Source organism: Kitasatospora sp. NPDC088548 (assembly GCF_044753005.1).
Classification (GTDB): domain Bacteria; phylum Actinomycetota; class Actinomycetes; order Streptomycetales; family Streptomycetaceae; genus Kitasatospora.
In genome coordinates, this window is the sequence record NZ_JBIVMI010000039.1 from 61,814 (window position 1) to 73,011 (window position 11,198).

Below are 11,198 nucleotides of genomic sequence, written 5' to 3' on the forward strand. Positions count from 1 at the left end.
TTGGAGCAGGCCGTGCTGTTCAACCGTCACAAGACCTCGCTCGTCCCTCCCGACCAGGCGCTGCCCGGCCGGCCGGAGCCGTCCTTCGCCCTGCGCGAGCCGCACACCGTGCTCGGGCACCCGCTCACCGGGCCGTACCCGGACGGGCTGGAGGTGGCCGACTTCGGGCTCGGCTGCTTCTGGGGCGCCGAGCGGACGTTCTGGCGCCTGCCCGGCGTCTGGACGACGCTGGTCGGCTACCAGGGCGGGTACACCCCCAACCCGACGTACGAGGAGGTGTGCAGCGGGCTGACCGGGCACACCGAGGCGGTCCGGGTGGTCTACGACCCGGCGGTGATCTCGTACGAGCGGCTGCTGAAGACCTTCTGGGAGTCGCACGACCCGACGCAGGGCAACCGCCAGGGCAACGACGTGGGCACCCAGTACCGGTCCGCCGTCTACACCCACTCCCCGGCCCAGCAGGAAGCCGCGACCGCCACCCGGGACGCCTTCCAGCCGGCGCTGACCGCGATCGGCCTCGGCCCCGTCACCACCGAGATCGCTCCGGCCGGCCCGTTCTACCCGGCCGAGCCGTACCACCAGCAGTACCTGTCCGACGCCAAGAACCCGAACGGCTACTGCGGCCTCGGCGGCACCGGCGCGAGCTGCCCGATCGGCGTCGCCCGCACCGGGGGCTGACCGGGCGGCCCGGGTGACGTCATGGTCTGCCCGGCCGGGCACGACGCCCGGGTGGTCGGCGACGAGCCCTGCGTCTTCATCGACCGGCAGGGCTTCGCCGACTACGCCGAGCGCTGATCCACCGGCCGGTTCAGGCCCTCCGGACCTCGTGCAGGAAGCAGCCGAAGTGCAGTGCCCGGACGTGCACCACGGCCACCTCCGGGTCGGCCAGCAGCTCGGTGGCGGCGGCCTCGGCGGTGTCCGGGGTGACCGGCACACCGCGCAGGATGTGCCCACGCCGGTCGTAGGCGCGCAGCACCCGCTCGCCGCCGTGGAAGCCGGTCGGCCAGGCGTCCCCGGCCCCGGGGCACGGTCCGGCGTGCACGAAGACCGGACCGGTCTCGTCGTACGGGCCCGGGTCGGCACCGGTCTCGGCGGCCCAGCGGCGCAGCGGCGCGTAGCCGGTCAGCAGGATCGCCTCGCCGGGCCTGGCCCGGGTCAGGCAGCAGCGCAGCGGGGCGCCGCCGTCCTCGTTCCCGGCCGGCACCGGCGGGCGGCCCGCGTCGTCGCGCTCCCGCAGCGCCGCGAGGACGGCCGGGTCGATCGGGCGGACGGCCAGGGCGGGTGTGGTGGTTGTGGTCATGCCTCCACCCTGGCGCCCCGGCCGCCCGGAGTCCGGCGGGTTTCGGCCGTGGCGTTCGCCGTCCGCCCGGAGCGCGGTCAGATCGCGCTGCCGGCCTTCCAGGCGGCCCAGCCCAGGTTCCAGCCGTTGAGGCCGTTGGACGGCTCGACGGTCTTGTCGCCGGAGTTCACGACCTCGACCACGTCACCGATCATCGAGCTCTTGTAGAACTTGTAGCCGTCCTTGGCGGCGTCCTGGCCGCCCTGGGCGTCCCGCAGGCCGACGCAGCCGTGGCTGGTGTTCTGGCCGCCGAAGATCGTCGACGGGGACCAGTAGTTGCCGTGGATGAAGGTGCCCGAGGTGGTCAGCCGCTGGGCGTGCGGCACGTCGGCGATGTCGTACTCGCTGCCGAGGCCGACGGTCTGCGAGTTCATCCGGGTCTGCTGGAACTGCTCGGAGATGACCATCTTGCCGCCCCAGGTGCGGAACTCGGGCGCGCCGCCGGAGATCGCGTAGACGGCGCTGACCTGGCCGTCGGTGGTGACGGTGAGCTTCTTGGTGGCGAGGTCGGCGACGCTGGTCTGCGCCCGGCCGATGGTGAAGCGGACGTCCTTGGACTGGGTGCCGTAGACGCCCTTGGCGCCCTGGACGTCCTTGAGCCGGAGCTTGACGGTGACCTTGGTGCCCTTGGCCCAGTAGTCCTGCGGCCGGAAGTCGAGGCGGGTGCTGGAGAACCAGTGCCCGACGATCTCGACGCCCGGCTCGGCTATGACGGTGATCGCCTGCTGGACGGTCTTGCGGTCGGTGACCGGCTTGCTGAAGTTGATCGACACCGGCATGCCGACGCCGACGACGGAGCCGTCCTCGGGGGTGAAGTAGCCGACGAAGGTGTTGGCCGGGGTCGCCGTGGTGAAGGCGGCGTTGGCGTTCGCCTCGCGCTTGTCCTTGTCGGTGGCGGTGGCGGCGACGGTGTACTTGGTGCCGCTGGCCGGGGCCGCGGCGGAGGTCCAGCTGGTGCCGTCGGAGGAGAGCTGGCCGGCCAGCGCCTTGCCGGTGGAGTCGGTGACCGTGACCGAGCCGAGGGTGCCGTCGGCGACGGTGACCTTGACCGGCTCGCTGAAGCTGGCCCCGGTGGCGCCGTCGGCGGGGGTGACGGTGATGACGGCCGCCGAGGTCTTCGGCGGGGTGCTGGCGCTCGCGCTGGTGGCCGGGCTTTCGGTGGTGCCGGTGCCACCGGTGCCGCCGGTGCCGTCCGCGGCCGGGGTCCTCCCGCCTGCGGCGTTCCCGCCGGTGGTGGCGTTCCCGGTGCTCTTGCTGTCGTTGCAGGCCGCCAGCAGCAGGACCGGCGCTCCGATCAGGCCCGCCAGCACGCCGCGCCGGCTCCAGTTTCCGCCGCCTGCCCGGCCCTGCGCGTCCCGTGCCGTCACGTCGTCTTCTCCCTGCTGATCATCCCGGGCATTACGGATACAGAAACGCAATCCGCCCCTTCACGGTTCCACCACCGACGGGTAGCGATCGTATGAGACGACTCAATTTCCCGCCAAATATGGGCAAAGCGCCCGGTCTGCGGTGAGCAGACCGGGCGGTCACACGTCGTGACGACTACTCGGCGGACTCGCCGGACTCGTCCACCGTGTACTCGTCCCAGCCGTCCCCCTCGGGGTCGAACTCGGTCTGCGCGGACTCCCAGGTCGCCGAGGCGAGCTCCACGCCCGGGACGTCGCCGAGGAGGGCGACCGGGTCGATGAAGTGGGCGAGCGAACCCGACGGGTCCACGTCGATGGCCTCGACGGACTGGGCGCGCTCCTCGTCGTCGAGGTACTCGTCGTCCGCCACCTGCTTCAGGGCGGCGTTCTTGAGCGCCTGCTCGTCGGTGATCTCGGCGATGAGCTCGATGCTGAGCCGGACGTAGCGCGGTGCGTCCTGGCCGGTCGTTTCAGTGCTGGTCATGCGTGCGAGGGTACGGGAAGGGCCGGCCCCTCCGGAGAGGGACCGGCCCTGCCGCCTCCGTCTGGGCTCCCCCACCCGGGAGCCGCGGAGACGCGCCGGACGGCGCGGTGGATGCCGCGGGAGCCGCCGCACCCTGTCCACCGGCCGAAGCCGGACAGGGGCGGGACGACGGCGTCTCCCACAGTGGCCCCTCCTTGCCCGATGCCGGGCGAGAAGTGGGCCCCTCCTGCCCGATGCCGGGCAAGGAGTGGGCCCCTCCTGCCCGATGCCGGGCAAGGAGGGCCAAGGACACAGCCGGCCGGGTCAGGGCCGACCGACGTGTCCGGAGCCGACCGCGGTCGCCGGGGAGCCGCTCCCGGACGGTTGCCGTCGCCTCGTGCGGCGTCTTGCCGTTGACACCACCATGCCCGACCCTTGTTAACCACGTGCTGCGGGCAGGTGACGCCGGTGTACCACGTGGGCCGTGGACGAATCTTCAGCCGACCGGCCCAGTCCACGGGGTGACCGCGCGTCAGTGCGCGGCGCGGCCGGTGAGGAAGCCCAGCAGGTCCTGGCGGGTGACGATGCCCTGCGGCTTGCCCTCCACCAGCACCACCGCCGCGTCGGCCTTCTCCAGCACCGTCATCAGGTTGGTGACGGTCTCGCCCGAGCCGACCACCGGCAGCGGCTTGGACATCACCTTGTCCAGGGTGTCGGTCAGCGTGATCTCGTTCGCGAAGACGCCCTCCAGCAGCAGCTTCTCCACCACCGAGCCGATCACCTCGCCGGCCATGATGTCGGGGTGCCCGGCGCCCGGGGAGACCACCGGCATCTGCGAGACGCCGTACTCGCGCAGCACCCGCACCGCCTCGGCGACCGTCTCGTTGGGGTGCATGTGGACGAACTGCGGGATGCCCTCGTGCTCGATGGCGTTCTTGCGGGCCAGCACCTCGCTGATGTGCGCCTCGTCGGTGGACGACGGCAGGAAGCCGTAGTCGGCCATCCAGTCGTCGTTGAAGATCTTGGACAGGTAGCCGCGGCCGCCGTCCGGCAGCAGCACCACGACGACGTCGTCCGGGCCGAGCTCCTTGGCCACCTCCAGCGCGGCGACCACGGCCATCCCGCAGGAGCCGCCGACCAGCAGGCCCTCCTCCTTGGCCAGGCGGCGGGTCATCTGGAAGGAGTCCTTGTCGGAGACGGCGACGATCCCGTCCGCGACGCTGCGGTCGTAGGCGGTCGGCCAGAAGTCCTCACCGACGCCCTCGACCAGGTACGGCCGGCCGGTGCCGCCCGAGTAGACCGAGCCCTCCGGGTCGGCGCCGATCACCTTGACCTTGCCGCCGGAGACCTCCTTCAGGTAGTTGCCGGTGCCGGAGATGGTGCCGCCGGTGCCGACGCCCGCCACGAAGTGGGTGATCCGCCCCTCGGTCTGCTCCCACAGCTCCGGACCGGTGGAGTGGTAGTGCGAGGCCGGGTTGTCCGGGTTGGAGTACTGGTCCGGCTTCCAGGCGTTGGGCGTCTCACGGACCAGCCGGTCGGAGACGTTGTAGTAGGAGTCCGGATGCTCGGGCGCGACGGCGGTCGGACAGACCACCACCTCGGCACCGTACGCGCGCAGCGTGTTGATCTTGTCGGTGGACACCTTGTCCGGGCAGACGAAGATGCACTTGTAGCCCTTCTGCTGGGCCACGATCGCCAGCCCGACGCCCGTGTTGCCGGAGGTCGGCTCCACGATCGTGCCACCCGGCTTCAGCGCGCCCGAGGCCTCGGCGGCCTCGATCATGCGCATCGCGATGCGGTCCTTCACCGAGCCGCCGGGGTTGAAGTACTCGACCTTCGCCAGCACTGTCGCGCTGATGCCCTCGGTGACCTTGTTCAGCTTGACCAGTGGCGTGTTGCCGACCAGGTCGATGATCGAGTTGTGGTACCGCACGGGGGTCCTCCCGGTCTGTGGGCATGCGAGTGCATTCGGTACCCAAAGCGTAGGGCCCCGGAATCACCACGTCCGCCCGCAGCGCGTGGCCGCCGGCCGGCCCCGGATGGACGCCGCCGGCCGATAGCGCGCGGCCGGCGGCGGGTAGAAGAGGTGTACAGGCGCTGGAGTGGCCCCGTCGGGGGCGGCACGAGGACGCGAAGGGGGCACCGAATGCCAGGGGCACAGGAGTCGCGGGCCCGGGTGGCCCGGCGGATCGCCACCGCGGCGGCGTACGGCGGAGGCGGGCTCGGCCTGCTGGGCGTGGGGCTGGTGGGGGTGCTGCTGACGGAGAGCAAGCTGGCCGTCCAGGCCATCGGCGTCCTGGACACGAACCCGCCCAAGGCCGACGGCGTGTACGGCGAGGCCTTCGCGGACGCCGCCGCCGGGCCGCGGCCACCGCTGGTGCTCGCCTTCCTCGGTGACTCCACCGCCGCCGGGCTCGGTGTGCTGCGCGCCCGCGAGACCCCGGGGGCGCTGCTCGCGGCGGGCCTCGCCTCGGTGGCGGAGCGGCCGGTCCGGCTGGTCAACGTGGCCCGCCCGGGCGGGCGCTCGGCCGATCTCTCCGGCCAGCTGGAGCAGGCCCTGCCGCACCGCCCCGACATCGCGGTGATCATGGTCGGCGCCAATGACGTCACCCGGCACAGCCCGGCCCAGGCCTCGGTGCGCCAGCTCGGCGAGGCGGTCGCGGCACTGCGGGCCAACGGGTGCGAGGTGGTCGTCGGCACCTGCCCCGACCTCGGCACGATCAAGCCGGTCCGCCCTCCGCTGCGCTGGGTGGCCCGCCGGCTGAGCCGGCAGCTGGCCGCCGCGCAGACCATCGCGGTGGTGGGGGCGGGCGGCCGGACGGTCTCGCTGGGCTCGCTGCTCGGGCCGGAGTTCGCGGCCCGGCCGGAGATGTTCGCCGCCGACCGCTACCACCCGTCGGCCCAGGGCTACGCGACGGCCTCGATGGCCGTGCTGCCCTCGGTCTGCGCCGCGCTCGGCCTCTGGCCCGAGGAGGAGCGGCCGGCCGGGACGCTCCCGGGCGCGACGGTGCTGCCGGTGGCGGTGGCCGCGGCGGCCGCGGCGGGCCGGGCCGGTTCCGAGGTGGCGGCCGTCGGCGCCGAGGGCGCGGCCCGGCGCTGGGCGCTGCTGCGGCAGCGGCTACGGGTCGGCCTGCCCGGCCCGTGGGCCGCCGAGGAGCCGCGGGGCGGGCCCGGGCCGGACACCGGGAACACGTCGGCCAGCTCACACGCCGGGGCTGGTGACGCCTGAACTACCAGACGGTAACTTTCCTCCCGGACGTCCACCCGGACCGTCCCGGCCACCCGCCGGGCCACCGCCCGGGCGGCCGCAGCCCGAAGGTCACTCAGCGAGGAGCCCGCCATGCCCGAAGCCGTCATCGTCAGCGCCGCCCGTTCGCCGATCGGCCGGGCCTTCAAGGGCTCGCTCAAGGACGTCCGCCCGGACGACCTGACCGCGCACGTCATCGGCGCCGCACTGGCCAAGGTCCCCCAGCTCGACCCGCGCGAGATCGACGACCTGATGCTCGGCTGCGGCCTGCCCGGCGGCGAGCAGGGCCACAACCTGGCCCGGATCGTGGCCGTGCAGATGGGCATGGACTACCTGCCCGGCACGACCGTCACCCGCTACTGCTCGTCCTCGCTGCAGACCACCAGGATGGCGCTGCACGCGATCAGGGCCGGCGAGGGCGACATCTTCGTCTCGGCCGGCGTGGAGACCGTCTCGCGCAGCGTCCACGGCACCTCGGACGGCATGCCGGGCACCATGAACCCGCTCTTCGACGAGGCCCGGGCCCGCACCGCCAGGCGCGCCGAGGAGGGCGGCGGCGAGTGGCACGACCCGCGCGCGGACGGCCTGCTGCCGGACGCCTACATCGCGATGGGCCAGACCGCCGAGAACCTGGCCGCGCTCAAGGGCATCACCCGGGCCGAGCAGGACGAGTTCGGCGTCCGCTCGCAGAACCTCGCCGAGGCCGCCGTCAAGGCCGGCTTCTGGGAGCGCGAGATCACCCCGGTCACGCTGCCGGACGGCACCGTGGTCAGCGCGGACGACGGCCCCCGCGCGGGCGTCACGCTGGAGGGCGTCTCGGGCCTGAAGCCGGTCTTCCGGCCGGACGGCACCGTGACCGCCGGTAACTGCTGCCCGCTGAACGACGGCGCCGCCGCGCTGGTCGTCATGTCCGACACCAAGGCCCGCGAACTGGGCATCACCCCGCTCGCCCGGGTGGTCTCCACCGGCGTCAGCGCCCTCTCCCCGGAGATCATGGGCTACGGCCCGGTCGAGGCGTCCCGACAGGCGCTCAGGCGCGCCGGGCTGACCATCGGTGACATCGACCTGGTCGAGATCAACGAGGCCTTCGCGGCCCAGGTCATCCCGTCCTACCGGGATCTGGGCATCGACCTGGACCGACTGAACGTCAACGGCGGCGCGATCGCGGTGGGCCACCCCTTCGGCATGACCGGCGCCCGGATCACCACGACGCTGATCAACTCCCTGCAGTGGCACGACAAGCAGTTCGGCCTGGAGACCATGTGCGTGGGCGGCGGCCAGGGCATGGCGATGGTCGTCGAGCGGCTCGGCTGACCCTCCGCCGTCAACCCCCAAGGGTCCAGACCACCCATTTGGAGTGACGCAGAGTAATTGAGGGCCGGATCACATTCAGAGGTCGATCCGGCCCTCGATTCTGTCGTTTTGGGCCCGGAAATCGACAGTGCGGAGCGGATCAACTCCGCAGCGTAGAACGGTGTTACCTAACAATTTGAGGACAAAGGCGAAGGTCGTGGACAAATTGGACATTCGCCCCTGCGGTAACGGCCCCGCATGCGGCAGTGTGGAGAGGTAACCCCGTTCCGCTCCTCGCTAGGAGTACGTTCCGTGAGCGCCGTCTACACCATCCTGCTGCTGATCCTGATCGCCGTGTCGACCGCCGTGCTGCTCCGTCTCCGAGGGCTCTCCCGCCGGTTGGACGCGCAGGCCACGGCCGTACCCGCGCCGGTCGACGAGGCCGCGATACGCCGGGCCGTCGCCGAGGCGCTCGCCGCCGACCGCGAGCGGGAGATCACCGAGGCCCGGGCGTTCTGGGCCGAGCAGGAGGCCCGCGCGGCCGAGGACGCGCCATTGTTCGACTCCCCCTTCGCCGGTGTGCTCGGCGGCACCGACGAGTGGCCGCTCTTCTTTCCCCGCCCCACCGGCCCGCAGGACGCCGCCGACCACTCGGGCACCATGGACCCGGAGTTCGGCGAGGCGTTGCGCTCCGCGCTGGAGGGCCTGATCAACGAGGGCGTCGTCGGACCGGTCGCCGCCGGCCCCGACACCGAGGGCGGTGCTCCGCTGCGCCCGGGCCACCCGGCCGGTGCGCCGTCCGGCGAGGCCGGCGGCGACGCCCGGGCCCGCCGGGAGGCCGACCTGCTGGCCACCGGTCTGGAGGCCGGGCTGCTGGACGCCGAACCCGCCGTCGAGGACGCGCCGGTGACCATGCCCGACCCCCGCCGCCACCCCTCGCACCCCGACTTCGTCCCCAGCCAGGCGCCGTCCCGCGAGTGGACCGACACCCGGCTGACCACGCTCGCCGAGGAGGGCGTCGCACTGGTGGACGTCCGCCCCGGCCCGCTCGGCACGCTGGACGTGTACGCCTTCGCCGACGGCACCACGCTCTGCGTCGCCCCCGGCGACCGGGAGGCGGCCTACCGGCTGATCGACGCGGTCCGGGCGGGCGAGGACGTCCGGCTGCTCGGCGGTTCGCGGTTCTCCGGCTCGTACTCGCTGACCTTCTCCACCGACGAGGACGCCGTGTACGTGCTCGCCGACCGGGTGGTCGCGAGCATCTGACCGCACACCAGAAGGCCGGCCGGGTCATGGGGTTACCGACCCGGCCGGCCTTCGGCCTGTCCGGGTCCGCCCGGGTCCGGTACCGCCCGGGCCGTACGCCTCAGGCGCAGAGCGCCGCCGTCGCCGCCACCGCGGCCAGGGTCTCGGCCAGCACCACCGGGACGGGGGCAGGCCCGGCCGCCGGTGCCGGGAGCGGCACCCCTGCGCCCTCGGGCAGGGCGGCCAGCGCGGCCGCCAGATCGTGCCCGGCCACCGCCAGCTGGTCCCCGACGGCGAACGCCCCGGCGTCCGGGAACTCCCGCGCCGGCCCGCCCTCCGCCGCCAGCGCCACCGCCGCCAGCCGCCGGGCCAGCGCCAGTCCGGCGGCCGCCCGCGAGTCGTGGCCGGGCACCGCGCCCAGCAGCCGGCTCTGCGGCATCGAGCGGAAACGATCCGCCAGGGAGTCGACGGCTTCGGTGAGAGAGGCTGCTTCGGGCATACCGCGAGCCTAACGAAAGCCGCCGGGCCCGGAGCGGGAGGCTCCGGGCCCGGCGGCAGTGCGCGGGTGCGGCGGGGATCAGTCGTCGCCGCGCAGGATCGCGATCAGCCGCAGCATCTCGACGTAGATCCAGACCAGCGAGAGGGTGAGCCCGAAGGCGGCCCGCCAGGACTCCTTCTGCGGAGCGCCCTGGGCGATGGCCTCCTCGATGGCGGCGAAGTCCAGCGAGAGGAAGAAGGCGCCCAGGCCGATGCCGACCAGGCCGACCACGATGCCCAGCGGGCCGGAGCGCAGACCCATCTCCGCGCCGAACATCGACGCGACCATGTTGATCACCATCAGCAGCACGAAGCCCATGGCGATCGCGATGCCGATCCGCGTGTAGCGGGGCGTGACCCGGATCCGGCCGGTCTTGTAGGCGATCAGCATCGCCGCGAAGACCGCCGCGGTGCCCAGCACCGCCTGGATCGCGATGCCCGGCCAGAGGGTGTTGAACACCTTGGTCACGGCACCGAGGGCAAAGCCCTCCAGACCCGCGTAGAGCAGGATCAGCGGCGGGCTGACGCTCCGCTTGAAGGAGACGACCATGCCGACCACGAAGGCCACCAGGCCGGCGCCCACCGCGTAGCCGTAGTTCTCGCCCGGCAGCGCGAACCAGGCCACCGCACCGGCGGCGACCAGGGTGAGCAGCGTCATGGCGGTACGCGCGACCACGTCGTCGAGCGTCATCCGACCCGTCGCCAGCGGACCGGCCGACGGCGCCCGGTACATCTCGACCAGCTGCTCGTCGGTCAGCGGCCCCTGCCCCTGCGACTGCTGGGCGTACGGGTTGTTGCCGTACGGATTGCTCTGGTTGTGGGGGTCTGCGGCGTACGGGCTCCCGGCCGGCGGGGCCTGCGTGGTGGTGCCGAAACCCGCGTAGCCGGGCTCGCGGGTGAAGGACCCCTCCCGCGAGAAGACCGGGTTGCTGCTTCTCATTGCTCATTCCCTCCGTGGCGGCACAGCGCCGCCCGACCACCAGGGTAATGGCTTGGCAAAGAAATCGGGATACGCCGCGAGGATGATCCGCCGGAGGACGCCCGGCGGGGGCGCCGGAAGGCGCCCCCGCGACGTCGAGTGGTGCCCGGAGCCGGACTCGAACCGGCACGGCCTCGCGGCCAAGCAGTTTTAAGCTGCCCGTGTCTGCGTTCCACCATCCGGGCCTGCGGACCTGCCCGAGCCCGGCCGGAGGTGGTGCTCCACCCCCGTGCAGGCCACCCCTGAGCCTAGTCTCCCGCCTCCCTCTTTCGCATGTTCCCAGCCAGGGAAGTTGTCATGTTTCCTTGCCATCTGACGAACAGTTCGTGATTTGGCCACCCAGGGCGTGCGATCCGGCCACCGGTCCCCGGTCAGGGTCCGTGTCATACCGAAGGATGAGGGCCTTACCAGGGAGTACGCCCAGCGGTGGTCAGGCCAACCGTCCGGCGGAGCGACGAGAAACCATGATCACGCAGCGGAGCATGGAGGTACGGCCGGAACCCCCCGGGGCCCGGCCGGCCGGCTGCCTCCCGGCGCCCCGGCACCTCCCCCCGCATCCCGCGACCCCAAGGAGCACCCCCGTGACCACGTCGACCGCAACCGCCGTCCGTACCGGCCGGGCGGCCGCCCGCGCCACCGGTCTGAACAAGGTCTACGGGGAGGGGGAGACCCGCGTCGTCGCCCTCGAC

At 72.8% G+C, this 11,198-nt stretch carries 10 protein-coding genes, 1 tRNA gene and 1 pseudogene; 5 read left to right on the forward strand and 7 right to left on the reverse strand.

What is annotated here, in order from left to right; genetic code table 11:
* Positions 1-12: 12 nt before the first annotated feature.
* Positions 13-678: a peptide-methionine (S)-S-oxide reductase MsrA gene (gene msrA, locus ACIP82_RS34480; RefSeq protein WP_363607399.1), complete on the forward strand. Its 666-nt coding sequence runs from the start codon at positions 13-15 to the stop codon at positions 676-678.
* 130 nt (positions 679-808) lie between these two features.
* Here the strand turns inward: msrA and ACIP82_RS34485 are convergent, their stop codons facing one another.
* From ACIP82_RS34485 to ACIP82_RS34500, 4 genes are all read right to left on the reverse strand, one after another.
* Complete coding sequence (locus ACIP82_RS34485; protein WP_400659193.1) at positions 809-1,300, reverse strand: DUF1203 domain-containing protein; 492 nt, start codon at positions 1,298-1,300, stop codon at positions 809-811.
* 77 nt (positions 1,301-1,377) lie between these two features.
* A complete protein-coding gene (locus ACIP82_RS34490) occupies positions 1,378-2,706 on the reverse strand; it encodes an Ig-like domain-containing protein (protein ID WP_400659195.1) in 1,329 nt (442 codons plus the stop codon).
* 175 nt (positions 2,707-2,881) lie between these two features.
* On the reverse strand, positions 2,882-3,229 hold the full coding sequence (locus tag ACIP82_RS34495; RefSeq protein WP_400659197.1) for a hypothetical protein: 348 nt from the start codon (positions 3,227-3,229) through the stop codon (positions 2,882-2,884).
* A 511-nt stretch (positions 3,230-3,740) separates the two neighbouring features.
* Positions 3,741-5,141: a cystathionine beta-synthase gene (locus ACIP82_RS34500; protein ID WP_363607395.1), complete on the reverse strand. Its 1,401-nt coding sequence runs from the start codon at positions 5,139-5,141 to the stop codon at positions 3,741-3,743.
* Between the two features lie 213 nt (positions 5,142-5,354).
* Here ACIP82_RS34500 and ACIP82_RS34505 point away from each other — a divergent pair, with 213 nt between their 5' ends.
* The 3 genes from ACIP82_RS34505 to ACIP82_RS34515 all read left to right on the forward strand — a co-directional run bounded on the left by ACIP82_RS34505 (position 5,355) and on the right by ACIP82_RS34515 (position 9,014).
* On the forward strand, positions 5,355-6,437 hold the full coding sequence (locus ACIP82_RS34505; RefSeq protein WP_400659199.1) for an SGNH/GDSL hydrolase family protein: 1,083 nt from the start codon (positions 5,355-5,357) through the stop codon (positions 6,435-6,437).
* Positions 6,438-6,548: 111 nt separating this feature from the next.
* Positions 6,549-7,769, forward strand: a complete 1,221-nt coding sequence (locus ACIP82_RS34510; RefSeq protein WP_400659201.1) for an acetyl-CoA C-acetyltransferase — start codon at positions 6,549-6,551, stop codon at positions 7,767-7,769.
* Positions 7,770-8,060: 291 nt separating this feature from the next.
* Positions 8,061-9,014 (forward strand): hypothetical protein, encoded by a 954-nt coding sequence (locus ACIP82_RS34515; protein ID WP_400659203.1) that lies wholly within the window; start codon positions 8,061-8,063, stop codon positions 9,012-9,014.
* A 100-nt stretch (positions 9,015-9,114) separates the two neighbouring features.
* Here the strand turns inward: ACIP82_RS34515 and ACIP82_RS34520 are convergent, their stop codons facing one another.
* From ACIP82_RS34520 to ACIP82_RS34530, 3 genes are all read right to left on the reverse strand, one after another.
* Positions 9,115-9,492, reverse strand: coding sequence for a hypothetical protein (locus ACIP82_RS34520; protein WP_400659205.1), 378 nt, complete (start codon positions 9,490-9,492; stop codon positions 9,115-9,117).
* A gap of 78 nt (positions 9,493-9,570) precedes the next feature.
* Positions 9,571-10,470 (reverse strand): Bax inhibitor-1/YccA family protein, encoded by a 900-nt coding sequence (locus ACIP82_RS34525; RefSeq protein ID WP_363607390.1) that lies wholly within the window; start codon positions 10,468-10,470, stop codon positions 9,571-9,573.
* A 139-nt stretch (positions 10,471-10,609) separates the two neighbouring features.
* Positions 10,610-10,694, reverse strand: a tRNA-Leu gene (locus tag ACIP82_RS34530).
* A gap of 297 nt (positions 10,695-10,991) precedes the next feature.
* Between ACIP82_RS34530 and ACIP82_RS34535 the strand changes: the two are divergent.
* Positions 10,992-11,198 (forward strand): annotated as a pseudogene (locus tag ACIP82_RS34535) (hypothetical protein); the annotation flags it as partial.